Genomic DNA, 24,175 nt, shown 5'->3' with positions numbered 1-24,175 from the left:
TTGCTACTGCTTAAGCAAGCGCAGCACGGTAGTGCCTTCGGGCAACGCTAGGTGCAGGTGGTAAACGCCATTGGCAAGCTGGCCTAGGTCGAACGGATGCAGGAGGGAAGCCGCGCTTTTAGTTAGCTTTTCCTGGAGCACCGTGCGACCTAGGGCATCCGTCACGCGCAGTTCTATTTTGCCGCGTTGTGCATTATCCAAGGCCAGTTGAAACTGACCCGTGCTCGGGTTTGGATAAACGGCTATGCCCGCCTGCACCGCGTTAATCTGATTGCCCAGAATGATATACGTAATGCTGATTTCGTTGGTATAAGCGGAAGGACCGATGGCATTGGTGGCGCGCACGCGGTAGTAATAGGTGCCGGGCACCGTCAGCAGATCGGCGTAGGAAACAACATTCGCCGCCGTAGTGGTCAGGCGCTGGTAGCTGGTCGTATTCGCCAAAGAGCGTTCTATCTCAAAGCCCGTTTCAGAGTTGGAAGCATCGATCCAACCTAGGTTGACGATGGCGGTGTTTAGGGCGGCGCTTAGAGCCAGGGGAGGCAGCGGCGGCAGGGCGCACACCGCAAAGCTGACAAGCTGCGACTGGCTCGTTCTGCCGCTAGTACCGGTGAGCGTGAGCTGGTAAGTGCCTGCTGCGGCCGCTGTCGTGGCTGTGAGCAGGAGCTGCGTACTGTTGCCCGGCGATACAAGGTTATTGGTAAAGGTAGCTGTAACGCCGGCTGGCAGCCCACTGACTGTGAACGTGATAGGACTGGAAAAACCTAGCACCGGCGTAGTCGTGATGGTGGCTGAAGCGGGCGTGCTACCGGCGCAAGCCGTTGTAGCAGGTGAGGTGCTGCTGATGACAAAGCCAGGAGCAGTCGGTGCCTGAATGGTAAAGTTCTGCCTCGAAATAGCGAAGAAGATGTTGCCCACGGCTTCTACCTTGATGCGTGCCGTGGTCGTATTGGCTAGGTTACTTGGCAGCGTAATCACCTCGCTGCCGTCGTTGGGCGTATTCGCCGCCAGCACCGTCGGAAAAGTCAGGCCGCCATCGGTGGAAAGCGAGATTCTGACCGTAGCTGCGTTGATGGGCGCCGCCGTGGTGTTGGCCACGTCCCAGGTCACGGCCTGCGCAACGCCCGTATACCAGGTTGCACCCGCCGTGCTGGGTGAAGTAATAAGGAAAGAACCCGTATTTGCCGCCACCACTACCTGCATCGAGTCGTAGCCGATGGCGCCGCCGGTCGGGCGATTGTCGCGGGCTACCAGGCGGAAGGTCAGGCGGCGGGCGTAGGCGGGTAGCTGCTCACCTAGGGTCGAGGTGTTGTTTAGTAAGTCGGTGAGGTGGGGAAAGGTGCGCGAAGAACTGCTCGCAGGTGGAAAAACCCGGAAAATTGGAGCATCGCCCGAGGGCGTTCTGGGGGAACCGGCAGGACCTAGGTTGAACTGCTCCCACGAATACGTAAGGGCGTCCCCGTCAGGGTCGGTGGCACTGCCGGTGAGCGTGAAGGGCGTATTGATCGGAATGGCATAGCTGCTGCCGGCATTCACCACCGGCGGCAGGTTGCCGTTGGGCGTATTCACGCTGCACGTCGCCGTGCCGGTGAGGTATTCCGTAATCTGATCGAGGCTGTGGGAATGAAAATACGGGTCGCTGTTGAGCTGCAAATCATCGGAGCCACAGATGCCGGCGTAGCCCATGATCGTGGAGCCGCCGCCCGGCTCGTAGGCCGAGTTCGCTGCGCGGTTGCCGCCGCCACAGTTAAGCGACACGCTGTTAAAAGTATGCTCCGCCCCAAACTGGTGCCCCATCTCGTGCGCAACGTAGTCGATATCGAAAGCGTCGCCGAGCGGCGTAGGCAGACCGGTCGAGCCGCGGGCTTTCTGGCCGGCCCGGCACACAACACCTAGCCCCGCAATGCCACCATCGGCCGTGTTGAAAACGTGGCCAATGTCGTAGTTGGCCGTGCCAATCACGGAGTCGATAGTGCGTTGGTTAGTGGTGAGGGTCGTGGTGTTGCTCAGGTTGGTGTACGGGTCAGCCGTTGGGTCGAGGTAGATAAGCTGATCGGTGTTGGCAATCAAGATCAGTCGCACCGATAGCTCCTGCTCATACACGCCATTCACCCGGTTGATGGAAGTCACCATTCGAGCCAAAACGTCACTTTTCGTGGGAGTGGCGCCTGCTACTGCCGCGGCATATTCGCCGGTGCAGGCCAGCGCCAGTCGGTAGGTGCGAAGCTGGTTGTCGTTGGGAAGGTGTTGAGCATTAGATGCTTGAGAAGTGTGCTCAGCTTCCGCGTTCAGACAGGCCCAAGAGGGCAGGCTCTGCATAGCCGAGTGCTCAAACACAAGGTGCTGCGTTGTGTCGCCGCTAGCGGCTGGGTCGATAAACACCGTTTTGCCGCGCATCCGAATCATGGCGTGAAAGCCGGCGGGAGTCAGGTCGAGGCGGGCTGAGGCACCTAGGTCGTCAATTCCGCGCGCTTCGTAGGTCTTGATATTTGGATAGCGGTCGGCTAGCTCGGGAGCCATTACGAGCACTTCGGCCACCCGGAAGCGGGCTGACGAGCCATCGGGCAGCGGCAACGAGAGCACCGTGGCCGAAGTGCGAGCGGCACCCGCACCCGGCGCCTGCTGCAAGGTTTGTCGTAAGTCATTCAACCGAAAATTCACCGCCCGATACCGCGCCAGATGCGTTGTAGTAGCGTGCACAGCCACCGTCTGTGGGCTGTCGGACCAGAGTACCCGCTGCGCGGCTACGTGCTGCGGGCGTAGCACCGTTGCCATGAGCAAACTCAGCAGAAACGTGAGCCTAGGCCAATAGCTAGGTTGACGAGACATAACAATAGAGACCATAAATAAAGAAGCTAAGTAACCACTTTGGTATAAAGTGAATCGGCGGGCTTACGTGAATCGGCAAGTTGTAGCCACCTAGTTTGTATTGAAACCAGCTTCGCTAAAAGGTTGCTTGCTGCCGGCTGGCAAGCTGGCTTTGTCGAAGCAGAGGTAGTGGGCCGTATCGCCGGGGCGGTATGGCTCGATGAGCAGGCTCTGGCCTTCGTAGATGATCATGGCCCGCAAGCCTGTGGGCGTAAGATCCAGGCGCACACGATTTTCGGGTTGGTTTGGTAGTTCGCCGGCGTAGGTGCGCAGCATTGGGTAGCGGGCGGCCAGCTCCGGCGCCATCACCGTGGTGGCGCGCATCCGAAACCACAGGCGCGAGCCATCCGGCAAGGGCAGCGCCAGCAGCAGCCCCGACGAGCCATCGACTGGCACATCGGCCAATGCTTTCTGTAAGCCTTCCAGGTCGAGGGCGGCCACGTAGTAGCGGCTCGGGGCAAACCTAGGTTTGCCGAGCTGCTGCGCTTGCTCGGCCGGTACGGTTTGCCAGAAATCAGGGCCAGTTTCCTGTGCGGTGGTCGCGCTTGATGAGCTAGGCATATGAGCAGGAGCTGAGCAGGCCAATACGACGCAGCAAACGCTTGTGAGCGAGAAAGTAGCGAACAAACGTAAGTGCGGCAGCATAGCTAGGTGCGAAGCAAAGACAAAGAAATGAGATACGCTTTTTGGCGTTGGTTGGGCATGCTTCAACGTCTACTGGCAGGCATATCTTACAAAAGACAAGTTGGAAAAGCAGGCACAAAAAAAGCGGCTCCCATTCGGGAGCCGCTTCTGACTGTTGCGCAAAGCAAGTAGAACGGGCTACTGCTTGAGCAGGCGCGTAACCGTGGAGCCGTCGGGCAGCGCCAGGTGAAGCTGGTAGATACCGTTGGCCAACTGGCTTAGGTCGACAGAATGCTGTAATGGGGCAGCACCCTTGTTCAGCTTTTGGCTGAGCATCGTACGACCTAGGCCATCGGTGATGTGCAGCTGCACGGCACCGCGCTGGGCGTTGTTGATCTGCAACTGGAACACGCCCGTGCTGGGGTTCGGATAAACCTCGACGCCCTTCAGGATGCCCGGCTGCACCGAGGCCAGCGGGCAGGCCGCCGTCGACACGATGAGGCTGATAACCTTGCTCTGCGTGATGCTGCCGCTGGTGCCCGTCACGGTTATTGGGTAGGTGCCTGGTGCTACAGTGGCCGCGGTGCTGAGCAGGAGCTGGGTGCTGTTGCCGGCCAGCAAGGTGGCTGGGGCGAAGGTGGCGGTTACGCCGGCGGGCAAACCAGTTGCCGTCAGGGCCACTTGGCCTTTGAAGTTCTGGAATTGACCTACAAACATCGGTACCGTAACGGCAGTGCCGGGGCACACGGCCAAGCCGCCAGCTGGCGCACAGGCGGGCGTCAGGAAGAACGTGGGCGTGGTAGACACCTGCACGGCGAAGTCGTTGTCGGAGATGTCGAAGAAGATGTTGCCTTCGGCTTCTACTTTGAGACGAGCAGCGGCAATGTTACCGTAGATCGGCGGAATCGTCACGTACTCGCAGCCATCATTAGGCGTGTTCGACAGCAAGTTGATGCTGAACGTACGGCCACCGTCCACCGACAGCAGGATGTTGACCCCAGCCGCGCTGATGGGCGCTGCCGTGGTATTAGCCACGTCCCAGGTTACTTGCTGCGGAATACCGGCCGTGAGGGTCAGGTTAGCTGCGTTCGGAGCCGTTACGACGAAGGGGCCGGTGTTGGGAATAGCCGAAACGGTGGTCGTGGCGTAGTCAACGGCACCACCCGTAACGCGGTTGTCGCGGGCCACGAAGCGGAAGTTCATCGTGCGGGCGTAGCTCGGCAGAATCTCGCCGATTACGGGCACGTTAGTGAGGAGCGCACCTGGCTGACCGCCCGGACGCACGGCCGATGGGAACGTACGCGAAGGATTCGGCGTGGGCGGGAAGAAGCGGAAAATTGGCGCATTGCCGCTTGGTGCGTTCGGTGCGCCGGCCGGACCTAGGTCGAACTCTTCCCAGGAGTAGGTGAGTCGGTCGCCGTCGGGATCAGTAGCTGAGCCGGTGAGCGTGAAGGGCGTGTTCAGCGGAATGTTGTAGCTAGGTCCGGCATTCACTACCGGCGCCTGGTTGCCCGTAGGCGTGTTCGCGCTGCAATTGCCATTGCCCCGCACGTAGGTCGTGATTTCGTCGAAGCTGCGGCTGTGGAAATACGGGTCGCTGTTCGACTGCGTGTTGTTGGCGCCGCAAATACCAGCGTAGGCCATGATGGTGGTGCCGCTGCCGGGCTCGTAGGCGTTGGCTGCCGAGCGGTTGCCGCCGGCGCACGAACCTAGGTTGCCGTTGAAGGTGTGGTTGCCGCCAAACTGGTGACCTATTTCGTGGGCTACGTAGTCAATGTCGAAGGCGTCGCCGGTGGGGTTAGGCAGGCCCGTGGAGCCGCGGGCTTTCTGGCCGGCCCGGCATACAACACCTAGCCCAGCGATGCCGCCATCAGCCGTATTGAAGATGTGACCAATGTCGTAGTTGGCCGTGCCAATCACGTTATCGATGGTCGTTTGGTTCGTGGTCAGCGTGGCGCTGTTGCTCAGGTTGGTGAAGGGGTCCGTTGCGGGGTCCAGGTAGATAACCTGATCCGTAGTCGGGATCAGTACGAAGCGAATTGCTAGCTCCTGCTCGTAAACACCACTCACCCGGTTTATCGAGGCGACAATGCCGGCCAGGGCTTCTGCTTTGGTTGGGGCCGTTGTGTTCACCGACTTATTGCGGGCATACTCACCCGTACACGACACCGCCAGGCGGTAGGTCCGTAGGATGTCGCCGTTCGGTGCCAGCACCGAGCTAGGTGTCAGAGCCGCGGCTGTAGAGGTTTCGGTGGTATAGCAGGTGCGTTGCTGACTGGCAAAATCCATAGCGCGCCGGTCGAACACCAAGTGATGAGAATCATCGCCTTTCGCGGCCGGGTCAATGAATACAATGTTATTGAACGAGCGGATCATGGCGTGAAAACCCGCCGGGCTCACATCGAGCCGAGCGCTGGCATTGGGGTCGTCGATGCCTTCCGCCACGTACGTCTTGATCATGGGGTAGCGCGCTGCCAGCGCCGGGTCCATCACCAGCGACTCGGCTACCCGGAAGCGGCCCGAGGAGCCGTCGGGCAGAGGTAGCGAGATGATGGTGCTGGATTTACGCGCGGCGTCTGTTGCGGCGGCTGGTGCCGTTCGTAGCGCGTCGCGCACGGCATCCAATTGGAAAGCCACCGCACGATATTGCTTAAGCGAATTAGTCACCGGGCGGGCCTGCGCGGGCACTTGTGGGTCATCAGCCCACAGAACTCGTTGAGCAGCCGCCTGCTGTGGAATAGCGAGTCCTGCACTTAGCAGAGCCGCCAGCAGGGCGGGTCGCCAAGTAGTAGGAAGGGTAAAAGTTGGCTTCATAGTAGAAAAAAGATGAATAGTTGGTGAAGGTTAGGCGCCAACAATATAGAATGTAATTGACTAAAAACTAGGGGTTATAGCATGATGACGATATTTTATTGTGGTTTTGAAGGATAAAAGCCGTTTTTAAGCGTCTGTAGGGCATTTTAGAAAATGACAACAGGCTCCTGAGATTGTGCTTTTGGCTTCTGCTCAAGGTGTTAAGTGCCTGAATAATCAGGCATATACTTAAAAAGCCCGTCAGGATCTGACAGGCTTTTCAAGGTAGGCTAGGGTAGTCGGGCCGTAAATCAGCTTTCCGTTTTAACCAGCACAAGCTGCGCTTTGTCGGCAGCGTTTATTTTGCGGCGGAACTCGACGTATGCTGGGTATTCGGTGCGGGGAAAGCGGGTGCGCGGCATGTGCAGGCTGCGCACGTACTGGAGCGTGCCATCAGGCAGCGTCTGCATCTGGGTGGAGTAGGTGCCGAAGGCGGTAGTCAGCTTCACCGGGGCCGGAATGCTTTCGGTTTGAAAGCCGGCCGGCACGTGAATGCGCACCGTATCGGCGTGCGAAAATGCGCTGGCCAGCCAGATATCGGTCTGCCGCTCGCCTACTGGTGCCGACACAGCGGGCAGGCGGCTCAGCAGGTTTGGGACCACGAACACCCGCCGCCCGCTGGGCGTGCCAAACTGCGGCAGCGTCAGACCTAGGGTCTCGTTGATGGTGGGAATGGCGGCTTTAGCGTCATCCGTTAGAGCAAACTTGCTGATACTGAAATTGCTGAGCGGCAACGATTCCGCAATGCGTTTCTTCTGCTGCGCCGGATCCAGGCCGTGCAGCAGCTGGCTGAACTGGTCTTGTTCCAGCCCCGTACGGCGGGTGTGCAGCATGGCTGTGGCGCTGCCCTGCGCATCGAGGTATACATCAGCGCGCCGTTCGCGCCGGTTTTCGGCGGCGCCGTAGCGGGGCGTGCACACGATCTGTCCGCCGCCCGGCGTGAGCAGCAGCGCATGACGGTTGCCGGTGAAGCTGCCCATATACCCCAGGGCCGTGTTCTGGCTCGTGCATTCCAGCCAAACGGTGTCTCGCTTGGCTGCTTTCGTGAGGGGCACGCACAGTACGACGTGGTTGAACTGGTTGCTTGGGAAATCCGTCCGAATGTCGGGCTCATCGGCCCGCACCAGGGCGCAGTAGCTCTGCACGCCGGCCGCTTTCAGTAGCGCCATGCAGTAGTTCGACAGCGCTTTGCAGTCGCCGTAGCCGGTGTTGCTCACGTTGGTAGCCGGAATGGTCTGCCAGCCACCTAGCCCTAGTTGCACCGACACGTAGCGGGTCGACGATTGCAGCATATCATACACGCGGCGGATGCGCGTGCGCTCGTCGGGGGCATCTTTTACCAGCGCCGCCACGCGGGCTTGCACCGCCTCCGGCAGCACGTCGCGACCCGTATTCAGCTCGTAGTTCCACAGACCTAGGTCTTGCCAAGAAGTTAGGCTGCCCCGGTGCCCTTGCACTTCAAACGTGGTAGGGGCCGTGGCTACCGCGGGCACCATTTCCGACAAAGGCGGACCGTAGGGCTCTTCCTCCTGGGCCGGCAATGCCGTCAGCTCCCACTGATACACCTGCAAGTCGCCCTGCTGACTATGGGCAACGGCCACGCCTTTTGGTAGGTGCCGCTCCTGAAAGCGCAGCGGCAGGCTAGCCGGCGTGAGCACCCGAAAGCTGGCTTGCTCCACGGCAAGCTGCTCGTCGGATTGGGGCTGCCAGGTGGTATAAAACAGCGAGTTATCCGAAACAACCTCGTATTCAAAGCTTACCGTGTAGGGGTAGCTAGGTTGGCGTAGATCGGCCACGCGGCCGCGGGCATCGGTGGCCAGGCTGAAGCCGTCTGAGAGGCCGTAGTCCTTCACGTCGGAAGCGCGGAGCTGCCGCACGGCCTGCCCTTCGGCGTCGTACACGGTGCCGCGCAGGTAGCTCACGCTGCTCAGCTGGTCGTAATACACCAGCTGCGTGGCCCAGTTGGCACCGGCTTCGTCGAGCACTGTTGTGGCGCGGCGCACCGTGCGCACCGTGCGCCCGGCCGATTTCACGAGCAGCGTTTCTTCTTCCGTCCGAATGACGGCGTGGGCATTTTCGCGCAAAGCCGGCGCCAGCGTGGCCACCGGGTAGTGCGGCTCCTTGCCACCGGCCGCTGCGGCCAGCGCCGTGGTCAGGCAGATGCCTGTATTCAACAAGAACAAGCTGGAAAAGCGCATGGGCAGGCTCACGATTTCTTTTTGACTACAATCTGTTCGCCGTGCTTGGCCAGCATGCGCGTGTAGAACTCGCGTAAGCTAGCATACTCTTCAGCCGAATACACGGGCTTGCGCAGGTTCATGCGGCTTATCACCTGCACCGCGCCGTTCAGGTTCGTAACGCTGTACATAAAACGCCCACCATTGTCTGGCAATTCTACGATGGCCTGCTTGGGCAGCTCTTCCGTCACGTAGCCCGCTGGCAGCGTAATAGTGAGCATGGTCGTTTCCTCCATTCCCGCTCCGAAGTTCACCGGGAAGCGACGATCTTCGTGTATAAACGGGTTTTTGGAGCCCGCGAATTCGCGTATGGGATTAAGGTACAAGGTAGTAGCGGCAGCATCGTTGCCGGTTGTCGCAAATTCATAATCCAGGCTCAGGGGCTTCTGCAAGTCGTCCTGCTGATGGAAGGCGTACTTACCTAGACTCCAGTTGTCGTGGCCTTTGGCTAGCTCCTCCATGTATTTCTTTTCGCCCTGGGTGCGCAGCCGTTCGCGTTGGTGCTGAGCCTCGTAGCCGCCGTGCTCCTGGTGCACGTTGCCCGTCAGGGCGCCATGCTCATCCAGCTTCAGGTCCACCTTGCGATACTCCACATAGCGCTGGTTGGGCTGCAAATCGATCCAGCGTGAATCCTCGGCTTTGGGCATAATAAGACGGCCCTGCCCGCTCAGGCAGCGGGTGGGCAGCGTGCCGCAGGGCAGCAGCTCCTCGGTCGCATCAACCAGCATTTCCTGCTTGTCGGGGAGCATTACGTGAGCTACCACGTAGTTGAACTTCGAAAGTAGTGGCAGATTCTGGTTTACCGCGCCATTGTCGCGGGTACTGAGCAGCACGGGGTTGGCCTCCAGGCCTGCGTCGCGCAGCAGCGCAATAAGCAGCAGGTTGACGTCGGCGGCGTTGCCGGTGTGCTGATCATAGGCGTGGCGCAGGGTGCTGGTGGCGTAGAATCTGTTCTGTCCGTTGTGCTTTATTGATTGGCGCACAAGCTGATGCACCGCCGCCACGCGGGCACCTAGGTCGGTGTGCTGCGCCATAATGGCTGCTACTTTTTCTTTGAGGAAGCCACCACGTTTGAGTTGCGCCCCGAAGGTTTCGTCGTCGAGCAGGCTGGTATTAATCTTCTCCCACGTCGCGGCCACGCTTCGGTAGGCTTCGTTGGGCCACTGCACACCGGCTAGCTCAAAGTCGATGCGCGACACGTAGTCGTCGGACGTAGTCATAAACGGCTCGTCGTTGAAAGCCGGCACGTTCTGCATGGCCCAGCGGTAATTAGTGACGCGAGCCGTTACGGTTTCGGAGCTGGCTGCCTGCCGTCCGCTACCGCCCGACCACGAGCTTTCGCCAGTGAAACCGCCGGCAAAGCGGATGGTAAACTGGCCGGTATTTTCCGTGCGCTCCTGCACGGTAAGGGCTTCGTAGCCCTGCATCAGCATTTTATAATCAAAATACTCGGGAATGCCCGCCCGGTACTCGCTCCAGCGTACCGGAATGGAATGCTGAAATTGCCAATCCTGAAAGTTGAACAAAAAGTCGGAGTTGACGGTGTAGGCCACCTCTATTACCGAGCCTACGCGCACATTGGGCAGCGTGAACTTGCGCACAGATGTATTGGTGCTGCGCTGCTCACTGAACACGGCCGATGACTCCAACTTGTCTTTGGTCAGTTGCCCATTCACCATATTATAAGTGTAGCCGCGCAGGTTGACCAGCTTTTCTTCCTGCTTGTCTTTCTTATAAAGCGGCACCTTGAGGGTGGCCCAGTCGTAGCCCGACTTTTTCAGGATCTTGATGCGCAGCACCCGGTCGTACACCACTTTGAAATCGTTTTCCATCATCTCGAAGCGGGAGCGGCCGAAGTCGCAGAGAATGACGGCTTCAGCGGCGCTGTCGGCCACAAAATTTTTGGCTTCAAAATCCTGCGGATCGGGCTTGCCAAATTTGATTGGATCGGCCTGGCCGTAGGCTGTCAGACCGGTGCCACTGAGCACCGCCAGGGCTAGCACGCCACGGAGTACACGTAGTTGCATAAAGCTAGAAGTAATTAAAGTTGAGAGTTTTAGAATAAAATGTGGTCGATGCAGTTGACCAGGGAAAGAACCTAGGAATATATATGATCCTATGTTTTTCGACGTTTCTGGTTAGTACCTGGGTTTGGTGTCAAGGGTAGATCAAGCAGGGCTACTTGTGCTGGAGCACGAGCATTTCGGCGTGCTTGGCAATGGCGCGGTTATAAAATTCCCGCAGTGCCCCGTACTCGTCGGGGCTGTATACTGACTTGAGCAGCTGAAGGCGGGAAATGATTTGCAGCGTGCTGGGCGTAGGCTGCGTAACGCTGTACAGGAACTTACCCCCATTATTGGGCAGAGCTAGCACCACGTTGGCTGGCTTTTCCTGCACTACGTAGCTGGTCGGCAGCGTGAGCGTGACCATCTGCATGTACTCGTGGGGCATGCTGAAATCGACCGGGAACTGCCGCTCTTCGTGCTTGAATGGGTTGGTGAGTTGGCCAAGGGTTTGAGCCAGCGGCAGATAAAGCAAGGCAGCAGGCGTTTCGGGTGCCGGCAGCGCCAACGGCAAATCAGCTTGCAGGATTTTAGATGGATCCTGTAGCCCTTGCAACACCAATGGCCCCGTGAAACGCCAGTCGGACCAGCGGCGGGTGAGCTGCGTCTGGTAAGTGCTTTCACCTAGCGCCAGCACCTGTTTGCGTGCTTCCAAGCCCGCATAACCATCATACTCCAGGTGCAATTTCCCCTGCAAGCCTCCTTTGTCGTCGAGGGCTAACTGAGCGGTGGTGAATTGCACGTACCGCTTGGCAGGCACCAGGGGAACCCACCGGCCCGTGGTGGCTATCAGGCGACCTTCCCCATTCAGGCAGCGTTCTGGCAGCACCCCCGCCGGCAACAGCGGCTCGGTCGCATCTAGCAGCAAATCCGATTTATCAGGCAAAGCAACGTGTGCTATGACGTAGTTGAACTGACTCTGCTCCGGCAAATTGGTCTGGATGCGGCCGTGCCGGCGGGTGCTGAGCAGCAAGGGGTTGGCCTCCAAACCCGCGGCGCGCAAAGTCTGCACCAGCAGCAGGTTCACATCGGAAGAGCTACCTAGGTGCTGCTCGCATACTTTGCGCAATGACTGCGAAGCGTAAATTCGCTCCTGGCCGTTGTATTTTACTTGCTGCTGCACCAGGGCCAGCACGGCAGCCGCGCGTTCGGCCGGGCTAGCTGCCGCTTTCTGCAATGCCTGGGCCTCGGCACCTAGGGGTGCGTTCTGCTTTAATAAAGCGCCGAACAGTTCTTCCTTTTGCAGATTGTCAGCTATTTTCTCCCAGGTGCCCGTCACGTCATGGTAATCGTTGCCGGACCGGGAAAAGTCAGAGCCGGAGAGCTCAAAATTGACGCTGCGTATGTAGTCGCGTGCAGTGGTCATGAATGGCTCTTCCCGGAAAGCTGGCGCGTTCTGTAGTACCCAGCGGCACTGCAAGGCCTGCCCCGTAATAACGGCGTTGTGGCCGCTATTCATGGTTAACCTGTTGCCGAAGCCATCCTTGGCATCCTCGCTGTAGGAGGTGCTATAGGGCACGGCCTGGGTTTCCTGCACGGCAAAGGGCAGGTAGCCACGAATCGTTTGTTTGTAGCGGAAAAACTGCGGCAGCGTGGCTCGGTACTCACTCCAGCGCACCGGAACATCGTGCTGAAACTGCCAGTCTTGCAGGTTGAATACGAAATCTGATTTGATCGTATAGCTGAACTCGATGATAGAGCCCTCGCGCACGTTGGGTAACGTGAACGAATACAGTCGGTGGTTTTTGTCGATAACTTCCTTGAAGCCCGCTTTGCTGATATCGAGCTTGTCTTTCACCAGGTTACCATCTACCAGGTTGTAGGTGATGCCTTTAAGCTTTTGCAGCTCTTCTACCTCATTGTCTTTTACATAGAGCGGGACCTGCACAGTGGCCCATTCGTAGCCCGCTTTGCGCAGAATGCGGATACGTGCCACGCGCTCAAATATCACCTGAAACTTCTCCCGCGCGCCTTCAATTCGCGACTTGCCAAAATCGCAGAGAATCTCGGCCGGCGCGGCACTATCAGGGCGCGAGGTTGGCGCAACTGTGGCGAAATCAGCAGCAGTAACTTCTCCGAATTGAATCGGATCTTTCAGCTTTGGTGCCTGCCCGTAAGAATTAGTAGTAAGAGTTAAAAGCAGCAGCGAAATGCCACTCAGATAACGAAACATAAAGCAAGTATAAAAGCTAGGCTTCGCTAAGCCCGCCAGGTTGATAATTGGATAAATAAAGGAGATGAACGCGCTAATAGATTGCGCACAAAGCTCAGCTTAAAAATGCAATAAAAATATTAGATATTAATAATTAAATTTAGTTAATACTTGGGGCTGAACGCTGGCGCGTGGTCGTCCAAAGCAGGTAAGCTAAAGCTAGGGCGGGAAGTAGAGCGCTTAGGGCGTGTACGTAGGGCAAGCGGCTGGCTACGTTACCATAAATCCAGCCGGCCAGCAGCGCACCTAGCCCAATTCCGGCCTCCAGAGCAATGTACATGGTAGCCACACCGCGGCCGCGCCGCTCCTCGTGGCTCAGGTCGATGGTCCACGCGTAAAGGGTAGGGGAGTTGAGGCCAGCACCTAGGCCAAACAGAACGGCTGCCAGTAGAAACACCGCCGCCGATTGCGCTAGGGCTAGCAATGCCATTGACACCGCCAAAATAGCCGACGACACCTGCAATACCGGCACCCGGCCGTAGCGGTCGGAAGCCCGACCGGCTACCAACCGGATGAACAGCGACGCAACCGTGTAGCAGGTGAAAAATAAGCCTTTGTTGTGAATGCCGAGCAAGCCGCTTTGGTCGGGTATTACGGTCAGCACGGCGCCGTAGGGGAACAGGCACAGCAGCGTCACGAGGGCCGGAGCCAGCACGCGTGGCTCCAGGATTTCGCGCCAGTTCAGTTGCAGCAGGTGCCAGCTAAAGCGTTGCCGTTGGGCCTTGGGCAGCGTCTCCGTCATGGTGCCCTGCACTACCAGCGACAGCAGCGCCGCGCCCGAGGAGCAGTAAAACATGGTGTTCAGGGAGAAGTGCGTAGCCAGCCAGCCGCCCACCGACGGGCCCGCCGCCATACCTAGGGAGCCAGCGACGCCGAGCAGGCCCATTGCTTCGCCACGTCGCGCCACGGGAATAATATCGGCGACGAAAGCCGCGGTGCCAGTCGGCTTGAAGCCGGTGCTGAAGCCGTGTACCAAGCGCAGCAGCAGAAACCCCGCAACCGTGCTAGCCCACGGATAAAAAAAGCCGCACACGAAGCAGACCAGCGACCCAAACACCATCACTGGAATGCGGCCCACCGTGTCGGCCAGCTTGCCGCTGAACGGGCGCGACAAGCCCGCGGTGAGCGTAAAAAGCGCGATAATAAAGCCTTTGTAATCGGCGCCGCCCAGCCGCGTCAGGTAGTCGGGCAGCTCCGGCAGAAGCATATTGAAGCTGGCAAAAAAGAGAAAGGAACTCAGACACATCAGCCAGAAACCTGGCGTGTACACGCTGTTTTTAAAGAAAAACATGAGCAAAGAAGACCTTAGTCAGCTACTGGTTAACCTAGGTTGTGTAGCCAATAGCTGCCTTGGTCGAGAGTGTGGACGAAAACGAAGAGGGTAATTTTGAGCACGAAGTTAGTGCTCGTACTGCTGCCCCATTGCTGCTCCATATACCATTGACCCGATATCAGGTTGCCGCCAAAGAAGCGGGCGGCTACCAAGCCTTGATGAGCACCTTCGCATTAGCGAGGCGAAGGTCGACAGGGCGGAGTGCGTAAGTCATCCGCAAGCAGTACATTACAGCAGCCTATTCGAGCATGGTCGGGCTCGGAGAGTTGATACTTTAACCCTACGTGGTTCCTGCCGAACAGATTTTCTCTGCCCAGTATTATTCCGCAACTTAGGTTAGGTAGTCTGCTCTATATATTACTTGTGGTCTGTTTCTCGTTCAGGGGCATTATATCGGATTAGTTAAAAGTTTATGAACAAAATTTTGCTAAGCTGGCTGCTGCTGGCACCTAGCCTAGCTTTTGCCCAGGAATCCACGCCCTTCGTCGTGCGAGGCACTGTGGGTAAGCTCAATCAGCCGGCGAAAGTCTACCTGGTATACGGGCCAGAGGTACTGGATTCAGCCACGCTGCAAAACGGGCACTTTGAGCTACGAGACCGCACGCAATGGTCCCATTCAGCTGACTTGGTGCTGGAGCGCCAGGGGAAGTTGAGGCAGAGTGGGGTGGGCCCGTTTTCGTCCGAGCGGGTCCGGCTCTTTCTCAGTTCGGAACCCGTGACGGTGACCAGTGCCGACTCGCTGCCGAAGGCCCGCGTGACGGGTGGCCCGCAACTGGCAGCCTACCAGCGCATAGAGGCGGCCTTGCAGCCTTTTACGGGCCGATTCAGGGCCGCGCGCACGCAACCGGAAATGGCAGCAGTCCAAAAGGAGTACGTGCAAAGTTGCTTGGCCCTTGTGAAGGCCAACCCCACGGCCTGGGCGAGCCTCAGCTTGCTCCAGCAATTGCGTCCGGTGGAGCAGCCCGAGTATGCGGTGGTAGGTCCGCTCTACGAAGCCTTGAGTCCTGAGTTGAAAAGTAGCCCATCCGGCCGTATGTACGGCGAGTTGGTGCGCGGGCTGAAAGCAACGACAGTAGGCAGCGAGGCTCCCGGCTTCACGCTCCCCACGCCCGAAGGCAAGTCCGTGTCGCTGCGCGAGTACCGTGGCCAGTACGTGCTGGTCGATTTCTGGGCTTCGTGGTGTGGCCCTTGCCGCCAGGAATACCCCGTGCTGCTGCGAGCTTATAGCAAGTACAAAGGGCGCAACTTTGCTATCCTAGGTGTGTCGCTCGACGAGGAAAAGACCCGGGCCAAGTGGGTGAAAGCCATTGCCGATGACCACCTGACCTGGACGCAGGTATCCGACCTGCAAGGCTTCCAGAGCGCAGTGGCTAAGCGCTACGGCATTCAGAGCATTCCGCAGAACTTTCTGCTGGACCCCACCGGCCGCATAGTAGCCACAAACCTGCACGGGGAGGAGTTGCAGACCAAGCTAGCCCAACTGCTCAAATAAGCACCCTTCCGCATGAAACTACTGCTCTTCGTGCTGGTGCTGCTTCCTGGGTTGGTGGTTGGCCAACAGCCCTTTACCTATTCCCTCAAAGGGCAGCTAGGTCGGGTGCCGGCAACAGCCACGCTGTACCTGCGCAACAACGGGCACGTGCTGGATTCGGCCCATGTGCGCGACGGCCGCTTTGCGTTTCGGGGCACCAGCCAGCGGCCCCAGCACGTGCAGCTGCTGCTCGCTCCTACGGGTGTACTGCCTACCGTATTCCGCAACACGAAGTCCGTCCCTGCTGACTTCGCCGAGCTGTTTCTGGAGCCCACGCCGGTGGTGCTCACCAGCGATAACCTGCTCTGGCACGCCACCATTACCGGTGGATCCGTCAATAAGGAATACCAGCTCTTCACTGCCCAGCGACAGGACCTGCTCGACGAACTGTATGGGGAGCGGCACCCGGGCGATGCCACTCGCGTAATAACCCTGGCGAGCTATCAGCAGGAGCGTCCGCACCACCTGCGCTTGATTACGAAGTTCATCCGGGAGCATCCTGCTTCCTGGGTCAGCCTGGATTTGTTGGAGCAGCGGCGCCTAGGTCCGGCGCAATACGACGAGGTAGCACCCCTCTACGCTCTACTCAGCCCCACGCTCCGCGACAGTGCGCCGGGGCGTGCCTATGGGCAGCTGGTGGATAGCTTACGCACCGTTGCCCCAGGAGCCGCTGCCCCCAACCTCACGCTGGCTACCGCGACTGGGAAGCACGTCTCGGTGCAGGACTATCGAGGCCAGTATCTATTGCTCCTCTTCTGGTCCTCGCAGTGGGAAGGGGGCATGCAACTGAACTCCCTGCGAGAGGTGTGCAACCGCTACGCCGACCTTCCCTTGGCCGTGCTCAACGTGTCGCTCGATGACCAGCAGCACCGCAAGCAGTGGCTGCGAGCGGTGACCGACCGACCGCTACCAGGCACACCCGCCTCCGATTTGGAAGGCCTCACCGGACGCTCGGCGCAACGTTACCACATCGACCAACTGCCGCAGAACTTCCTGCTAGACCCTACCGGTCGCATTGTAGCCGTGAACCTCTACGGGGAAGAGTTGGCCAAGGCATTGACCAAGTATCTCCCTCCAGCGCGCACTAAACTGACGGACGACGGCAAGCAAAAGTAGAACCTAGGAAGTAGTAAGCAGCTCTTTTTCCTATTGGCGAGTGTAGCTAGTGGTGCTATCGTGGCGCAGGAATTCTTTCTGCGATGAGCAACACGAGTTCTGACGTTCGTTCTCGGGCTAGGATTGTCGCCGCTGGTATGCACTGCCAAAACGGCCGCTCCCGTACTTCGGCCCGAAGTATGACGTAAGAGCTAGCCTATGTCTTGGTTATCATCACTTTTCACGCAGGTATCTGCCAAAAAACCTAGGCCCGAGGGCAAGCCAAACCTCACGGTGCGGGAGCGGTTTTCGGCGCTGCGCAACCTGCCCGAATTTTTGCGGCTCATCTGGGAAACCAGCCCTGGCCTCACCCTAGGTAACATTGGCTTGCGCTTGCTGCGAGCGGCGCTGTTGCCGGCCATGTTCTACGTGGGACAGCTCATTCTTGACTCCATTATCGGGTTAGCGCGCACTTCTCACGGTACCGCGTCGTTGATGCCCGTTTTCAAGCTGGTGGCCCTGGAGTTCGGCCTGGCTATTCTTTCCGATGCCCTAGGTCGGGCCGTGGCGTTGCTCGACAGTCTGCTTGGCGACCTGTTTGCCAACCGCTCCTCGGTGCGCCTGATGGAGCACGCCGCCCGCCTCGACCTCGACCAGTTCGAAGACAGTGTATTCTACGATAAGCTGGAGCGCGCCCGCCGCCAGACGCTTTCGCGCACGGTGCTGATGGCGCAGGTGCTGAGCCAGGCGCAGGATATCATCACGATGGTGCTGCTGGCCGTGGGACTGGTCGCGTTCAATCCGTGGCTGCTGGTGCTGCTGCTGGTGGCCGTCATTCCGGCGTTCTGGGGCGAGTCGCACTTCAACGAGCGCAGCTACTCGCTCGTGCACAGTTGGACGCCCGAGCGGCGTGAGCTGGACTACCTGCGCCAAACCGGCGCCTCCGACGAAACGGCCAAGGAAATCAAGATCTTCGGTTTGTCTGGATTCTTGATCGACCGTTTTCGCACGCTTTCCGATCAGTTCTATGCGCAGAATAAATCGTTGGTAGTGCGGCGCGCCGGTTGGGGTACTTTCTTCGCGGCCTTGGGCGCGGCGGGCTACTACGCGGCTTACTTGTACATCATCACCGATGCCGTGCGCGGGCAAATTTCGGTAGGGCAGCTCACGTTTCTGGCTAGCTCTTTCCGGCAGATGCGCAGCTTGCTGGAGGGTGTGCTGAGCCGCTTCAGCAGCGTGGCCGAAGGGGCGTTGTACCTGCAAGATTTCTTTGATTTCTTCCACATGCAGCCGCAAATTACCCGCAATGAAACGCAGCCCGTGCGGCCTTTCCCGCGCCCGATTCGCCTAGGTTTTCAGTTCGAGAATGTTGGGTTTAAGTACCGTAATGCGGAAAAGTGGGCCATTCGCAACCTCAGCTTCACGCTGCGGGCCGGTGAAAAGCTAGCTTTGGTGGGTGAAAATGGCGCGGGCAAAACAACGCTCGTGAAGTTACTTTCTCGCCTCTACGACCCCACGGAAGGCCGCATCCTGCTCGACGGCTACGATCTGCGCGAGTACGACCCCGCCGAGCTGCGCCAGGAAATTGGCGTGATCTTCCAGGATTTCGTGCGCTTCCAGCTTTCGGCGGGGCAGAACCTGGCTGTGGGCCGCATCGAGGAAAAAGAAAACCAGGATCGGATTCAGTCGGCGGCGGCGCAGAGCTTGGCGGATACGGTCGTGAAAAAGCTGCCCAACGGCTACGAGCAGATGATCGGGCGGCGCTTTGCCGGCGGCGTCGATCTCAGCGGGGGCGAGTGGCAGAAAATTGCCCTAGGTCGGGCCTACATGCGCGATGCGCAGCTGCTCATTCTCGATGAGCCGACTGCCGCACTCGATGCCCGCGCCGAGCACGAAGTGTTCCAGCGTTTTGCCGACCTGACGGCTGGCAAAACGGCCGTGCTCATCTCACACCGCTTCAGCACCGTGCGCATGGCCGACCGGATTCTGGTCATTGAGCACGGGCAGTTTGTGGAGATTGGCTCACATGCCGAGCTGCTGGCGCGCGGCGGCCGCTACGCCGAATTATTCGCTTTGCAGGCGGCGGGCTACCGTTAAACCTCGACCCAAAATTTTTTTCGAGCTTTTGATTGGTAGTCAGCGCCTAAGAAGAGTGAGTTTCGTATCTTGGTTGGTGTGTTTCCCCCCACGTTTAGGACCGTATGAAACTTACTTCTACTCTTTTTGCCGGAGTTGGGCTTTGTCTGGCACTATCTGGCTGCTTCGCGGCACGTGAGGCTCGCGTTGAATCGGATTATAGCTACAGCGGAAACTTCCGCCGCTACCGCACCTACGAGTTTGTGGCCGGCGACGGCCTGGCGGCTGATACCAGCAAGCTAGGTAACATTTTGCGGGAAGCCATCCGCACCCGGATGCGGATTCAGGGCTACAAGCCCGCCCGCAACCGGCCGGATTTGCTCGTGTCGTTTCGCTTATTTGAGGGCGACATGCGTTTCCAAGGTTACTCCCAGCAGGATATTACCCAATGGGTGAAAAACGGCATGGTAGAAGACGAAGAAACGCCCTCCGATGAGCGGGTCGGCTACCAGCCCGTGCGGCTGCTGCTCACCGATGGCACCCTGCTGATTACCCTCATCGACCACCGCACCAACCGCGCCGTCTGGAACGGCTACGCTTCGGGTGTGGAGGTGCCGCAAGGCCCTCGTGGAATGGTGGTGCTGCGCCGCTCCGTGGGCTCCATCTTCGACCGCTACCGCGTCTTTACCCAAGGCTACAACGAGAGCGGAACGACCGTTAGTGAAGACTAAGCTGCTGCCAACACTAGCTACCTAGGTAGGCAAATGACAGAAGCCCAGCCGAACGCGCTGCTAATAGCACGGTTGGGTGGGCTTCTTTTCGTCTAGGAGTTTTTGAAGAAGAACTCAGTGAGTTTTTTCGGGGCATTCAGACCGTCATGCTTCAACAAGCGGACGCCAGATGAAGTATGACGGTCTTTCTGCTGATTATCAAACCAATAGATTAGCGCCGGGCTGAGGGAATGCGGAACTGCAAGCCTAGGCTAGGAATAATGGTGAAGCCGCTGAGGCGGGTGGTTTCGTTGTTCAGCAGCGCGTACGTTCCATAATCCTGGTAGTAGATAGCAAGCGCCGGCACTATGTAAGCGTAGCGGTAGCCCAGTTTTAAGCTCAGAAAGCCACCATAAGCCGAGAAGTTCTTACGCTGTAGCGGTAGAGTCGGAAGCTGGCTGGTGCCGGCGTTGTTGTAGATTCTGCGCGGGTCGAAGCCGTAGCGTAGGAAAGTGTGGCTGTATACCAGGCCGTAGGAAAACGCTCCGGCTTGCTCTTCCGGGCCAAAAGATGTGCTAAATACCAGGGGCACAATCAGATCGTGCCGGCTGGCGTTGAAGTTGAGCAGGTTTGATATGTTGTCGAGGAAGGCTAGGTTGGGAAGCTTAGCGCGCTGGGTAGCGTATTGCAAACCGATGCTGCCGTAGGTGGCGCCGGCTGGTCCGCCGGGGTGCTCGGGCGTGCCAATGGGCCCCAGAAACTGGTACATGGCATCGAAAACGTGGGAGCCGAAGGCGTACTTATACCCCACATCGAGGCGGTCGACGAGGCCGTAGCGCACGTAGAGGTCGGCGGTGGGCTGCACCGGGTCGAGCACGTAGGAGAGGGCTGCCGCCTGGAGCTTCGCAACGGAGGCGCTGTAGCGGATAGTGTCTTTATTAGCAGCCGACTGCGCGAAGTCTTTCACGGCGCCACCCGCTTTGCCTAGGGTAGAAGTAGCAATGTTGAAAGACGCGTTGCCGCCGATCTTAAATTCTCCCTTCGGCGTGACTTTACCGGAACTCACAATGGTGCGCGGAGCGGTACAAGCCGTGGCGGCCAGCGCCAGCAAACAAAATAAATAAGCGGTTTTCATGAGTGAATAGAGCTGAGAAGAAGCGGCAAAATTCGGAAAAGGAAAGATGATCTGGCATTTATGCCAAAACCAAGCCGAAACCTAGGTTGGGAGCGGGCAGCTACTTCTCGCCGGCAACAGTTGCGCAGCGCCAGGTTCGGCCAGGAAGTTGCTGTTCTGTTTCTGAATTTACTCAGCTACTCAATGAACATCTTATACGGCGTACCGGGCGAAGGACTCGGGCACGCAACCCGCAGCAAAGTGGTAATCGGACATTTGCTCAGCCAGGGGCACGACGTGCGGGTGGTGAGCAGCTCGCGGGCCTTTCAGGTGTTGGCCGCTAATTTTCCGGGGCGCGTCTACGAAATCCGGGGCTTTCACCTGGCGTATAAGAACCTGACCGTATCGAAGTCGCGGACGGCCGCCATGACGCTGCGCACGGCGCCGGAAAACCTGCTCGCCAACTTCACGCGCTACCGCGAGCTGCTGCGCAATTTTGCCCCCGATATCGTCATTTCCGACTTCGAGTCGTTCAGCTACTTCTTCGCAAAAGCGCACAAGCTGCCCGTTATCAGTATTGATAATATGCAGATTATCAGCCGGGCGGAGCTGAATATTGCGGTGCCGACCGCCGAGCGCGGCAACCTAGGTCTGGCTCGCCGGATTGTGCGTGCCAAGCTGCCGGGCAGTCAGCACTACTTCATTTCCACATTTTTCCCGCTGCCCGTCACGAAGGAAAAGACGACGCTGGTTCCGCCCATCATTCGCCCCGAAATACTCGCGGCCCGCGCCACTACCGGCGCGCACGTACTGGTCTATCAATCAGCAACTACGCAGAAAGATTTGGTACCGCTGCTGCAAAGCTTGCCCAGGCAAGAATTCCGGGTATACGGCTTCAACAAAGAAGAAAACCACGGCAACGTGCAGCTGCGCGCCTTCAGCGAACAGGGCTTTATTGAAGACCTAGCCAGCGCCAGCGCAGTTATCACGAACGGCGGTTTTTCCCTGATCAGCGAAGCCGTGTACCTGCGCAAGCCCATCTGCGCCATCCCGATTCCGGCCCAATTCGAGCAGTTCCTGAACGCGGCGGAAGTCGAAAAGCTAGGGTACGGCCGGCACTTCACTGCTCTCACCGCCGACAGCGTGAAAGCCTTTCTCTACGACCTAGGTAGCTTCGGGCAGGCGCTGGCCGGCTACGAGCAAGCTGGCAACACGACGCTTTTTACACAAGTGGATGAGGTGTTGCGCGCCGCCGAAGCCGGACTTTTGCCGGTGCGGCGCTGAGCCGCCGCGAGAACCAGAAGGCTGTTTGCATACCATGAAGGCGTACGCACAAAACCTAGCCTTGCGCAGAATGGCGTGGCCTCCAGCGTATTTTGGCTATTTTGCTAGCCATGAAACGATCTGCCTTTTGGGTTTTTTCGGCCGCTGCTGCCGTTGGTAGCCTCCGCTTCCTGCTAGCATGCGCTCCGTCGGCACGCGTGAGCACGCCCGCCGTTGCACCGGTGAATAAGTTTGCCGCCGACAGCACCCTGCGCCGAATTGCCACGATGCAGGATGAGCGCCGCACTTCCGCGTTGTTACCGTATCTATCAAAGCCAGAGGCGCTTTACCGGCGTGAAGCGGCGCTTGCCCTGGCTTCCGTGCAAGACAAAGCCGCTACGCCCGCTTTGCTGGCGCTCCTCACCGATTCGGATGCTTCGGTGCGTAAAGTCACGGCGTATGCCCTAGGTCAAACGGCTGATTCGGCGGCGGAAAGTGCTTTGCAACGACGAGTTATTGTAGAGCCTGACCCGGCAGCGCGGCGTTACCTGCTGGAAGCCCTAGGTCGTTGCACCACGCGCGCGGGTTTGGCTAGTCTATCGCGCCTGCCAGCAAACTTAGCCAGCGACACGGCGGCGCTGGCTGGTCAGGCCTGGGGGTTATATCGTGCTGGTTTGCGCGGACTTACCTCGGAGGAAGCCGTAGGGCGCGTGGTGCAGCTGCTGGCCCCGACGAACCCGTATGATGCGCGCTTGGCGGCGGCCAACATGTTGGCGCGTACGCGTAGCCTCAACCTGACGCCGTACGCGGCCACGCTCCTTGGCGTCGCCCAAACCGATCCTACCTATGCCGTGCGCAGTGCCGTGGCCGCATCGCTCAGCAAAGCGGCCGCCGTGCCGAGCGTGCCCGGCGTACTGGCAGTTTTAGCCCGCCGCGACCCGGATTATCGGGTGCGGCTCAGCGCCTTGCGTGCCATGACCGCTGCCATGTACGCTCCTGTAAAGGAAGCCGCCTGGGCGGCTCTCACCGATCCAAATGATCAGGTGGCCCTCGTGGCGGCCGAGTTTTTTCTGGCTAACGCCAGCGGGGAGCCCGGCACTATTTTCCTTGAAAAAGCAAACCAGCTGACGCAGTGGCGGGTGCGCGCTACCTTGCTGGCCGCCGCCTTGAAATTCGGCGGCCCGATACGGGGCGCCATTCGCACTGCCGTGCAGCAGCGCTACGCGGCTAGCTCCGATGTGTACGAAAAAGGCTATTTGCTGAAAGCCCTGGGCGAAGATCCGGGCGCGTACGAGTTCGTGGAAAAGGCAGTTTTTCCGAAGCCTACTTCCCTGGTAATTGGCACTTACGGCATGGAAGCGCTGGTAAGTATGCGCCGGTTGGCTGATTTTCCCGCCGAGCAGAAGGCCGCCTTCGCCCTCACGCTTCAGCGTGGCGTGGCGAGCGGCGACGTGGCCATTATGGGCGTTGCCGCCGAAGCTATTCGCGACCCGAAGCTAGGTATGCGCTCCTTGTTTGTCAGCAGTGACTTTCTGAAAACTGCCCGCGACAAACTCACGCTGCCGCGTGATCTGGAGGCCTGGGAGTCGTTGCAGCAAACCATTGCTTACCTGGATAACGTGGCGGCGCCGTCGTTGCCCGTTGCCAAGGCAGCAGCGCACCCGATTGATTGGACGTTGGTGCAAACTATCCCGGCCGGTCAGCGGGCAGCCGTGCGCACCAGCAAGGGTCTGATTGTCTTTCACTTGCTGGTGAATGACGCGCCTGGTTCGGTAGCTAGCTTTGTGGCGCTCACGCGGGAAGGCTTCTACAAGGGTAAGACTATCCACCGTGTCGTGCCCAACTTCGTTGCGCAGGGCGGCTGCCCGCGCGGCGATGGCTGGGGCAGCACCGACTACAATCTGCGCTCGGAATTTGCCGATCTGCGCTACGGAGAAGGAGCCGTGGGGCTGGCTTCGGCGGGCAAAGACACGGAAAGCTGTCAGTGGTTTATCACCCACTCGCCCACTCCACACCTCGATGGGCGCTATACCATTTTTGCGCAGGTAATCAGCGGGACGGACGTGGTAAGCCGCCTCGAAATTGGCGACCGGATCGAGAATATTGAGCTGGTGAAATAGCGGGCGTATTTGCCTGTAAAGCAAGAGCGGCCGCCAGGTATCTGGCGGCCGCTCTTGGTTAGAAGTCAGAGGAAAG

General features: G+C 58.8%; 14 protein-coding genes. 6 read left to right on the top strand and 8 right to left on the bottom strand.

Going from position 1 to position 24,175, the window contains the following annotated elements:
* Positions 1-3 precede the first annotated feature (3 nt).
* From IEX74_RS17925 to IEX74_RS17895, 7 genes are all read right to left on the bottom strand, one after another.
* Positions 4-2,844, bottom strand: coding sequence for a reprolysin-like metallopeptidase (locus tag IEX74_RS17925; protein ID WP_188815380.1), 2,841 nt, complete (start codon positions 2,842-2,844; stop codon positions 4-6).
* Positions 2,845-2,919: 75 nt separating this feature from the next.
* Positions 2,920-3,429, bottom strand: a complete 510-nt coding sequence (locus IEX74_RS17920; protein WP_188815379.1) for a hypothetical protein — start codon at positions 3,427-3,429, stop codon at positions 2,920-2,922.
* Between the two features lie 261 nt (positions 3,430-3,690).
* The gene (locus IEX74_RS17915) at positions 3,691-6,306 is read right to left on the bottom strand and encodes a reprolysin-like metallopeptidase (protein WP_188815378.1); all 2,616 of its coding nucleotides are present in this window, start codon (positions 6,304-6,306) and stop codon (positions 3,691-3,693) included.
* A 290-nt stretch (positions 6,307-6,596) separates the two neighbouring features.
* A complete protein-coding gene (locus IEX74_RS17910) occupies positions 6,597-8,543 on the bottom strand; it encodes a DUF3857 domain-containing protein (protein WP_188815377.1) in 1,947 nt (648 codons plus the stop codon).
* Between the two features lie 8 nt (positions 8,544-8,551).
* Complete coding sequence (locus IEX74_RS17905) at positions 8,552-10,609, bottom strand: DUF3858 domain-containing protein (RefSeq protein WP_188815376.1); 2,058 nt, start codon at positions 10,607-10,609, stop codon at positions 8,552-8,554.
* A gap of 151 nt (positions 10,610-10,760) precedes the next feature.
* Complete coding sequence (locus tag IEX74_RS17900) at positions 10,761-12,818, bottom strand: DUF3858 domain-containing protein (RefSeq protein ID WP_188815375.1); 2,058 nt, start codon at positions 12,816-12,818, stop codon at positions 10,761-10,763.
* 139 nt (positions 12,819-12,957) lie between these two features.
* A complete protein-coding gene (locus tag IEX74_RS17895) occupies positions 12,958-14,148 on the bottom strand; it encodes an MFS transporter (RefSeq protein WP_188815374.1) in 1,191 nt (396 codons plus the stop codon).
* A 454-nt stretch (positions 14,149-14,602) separates the two neighbouring features.
* On the opposite strand from IEX74_RS17895, the gene IEX74_RS17890 reads away from it, so the two are divergent.
* From IEX74_RS17890 to IEX74_RS17875, 4 genes are all read left to right on the top strand, one after another.
* On the top strand, positions 14,603-15,682 hold the full coding sequence (locus IEX74_RS17890) for a TlpA disulfide reductase family protein (RefSeq protein WP_188815373.1): 1,080 nt from the start codon (positions 14,603-14,605) through the stop codon (positions 15,680-15,682).
* Between the two features lie 12 nt (positions 15,683-15,694).
* Entirely contained in the window at positions 15,695-16,837 is a 1,143-nt protein-coding gene (locus IEX74_RS17885; RefSeq protein WP_188815372.1) for a redoxin domain-containing protein, read from the top strand.
* A 198-nt stretch (positions 16,838-17,035) separates the two neighbouring features.
* On the top strand, positions 17,036-18,913 hold the full coding sequence (locus IEX74_RS17880; protein ID WP_188815371.1) for an ABC transporter ATP-binding protein: 1,878 nt from the start codon (positions 17,036-17,038) through the stop codon (positions 18,911-18,913).
* 104 nt (positions 18,914-19,017) lie between these two features.
* Positions 19,018-19,623, top strand: a complete 606-nt coding sequence (locus IEX74_RS17875; protein ID WP_188815370.1) for a DUF4136 domain-containing protein — start codon at positions 19,018-19,020, stop codon at positions 19,621-19,623.
* Between the two features lie 211 nt (positions 19,624-19,834).
* Here IEX74_RS17875 and IEX74_RS17870 read toward each other — a convergent pair whose 3' ends face one another.
* Positions 19,835-20,737 carry a hypothetical protein gene (locus tag IEX74_RS17870; RefSeq protein WP_188815369.1) on the bottom strand — a complete coding sequence of 301 codons (903 nt, stop codon included), beginning with the start codon at positions 20,735-20,737 and terminating at the stop codon, positions 19,835-19,837.
* 60 nt (positions 20,738-20,797) lie between these two features.
* On the opposite strand from IEX74_RS17870, the gene IEX74_RS17865 reads away from it, so the two are divergent.
* Positions 20,798-22,000 carry an MJ1255/VC2487 family glycosyltransferase gene (locus IEX74_RS17865; RefSeq protein ID WP_229755358.1) on the top strand — a complete coding sequence of 401 codons (1,203 nt, stop codon included), beginning with the start codon at positions 20,798-20,800 and terminating at the stop codon, positions 21,998-22,000.
* 110 nt (positions 22,001-22,110) lie between these two features.
* Positions 22,111-24,099 carry a peptidylprolyl isomerase gene (locus tag IEX74_RS17860; protein WP_188815368.1) on the top strand — a complete coding sequence of 663 codons (1,989 nt, stop codon included), beginning with the start codon at positions 22,111-22,113 and terminating at the stop codon, positions 24,097-24,099.
* Positions 24,100-24,175: the final 76 nt, after the last annotated feature.

The organism is Hymenobacter cavernae (assembly GCF_014641455.1).
Lineage (GTDB): Bacteria > Bacteroidota > Bacteroidia > Cytophagales > Hymenobacteraceae > Hymenobacter > Hymenobacter cavernae.
This window is presented reverse-complemented; position numbering and strand designations above follow the sequence as displayed.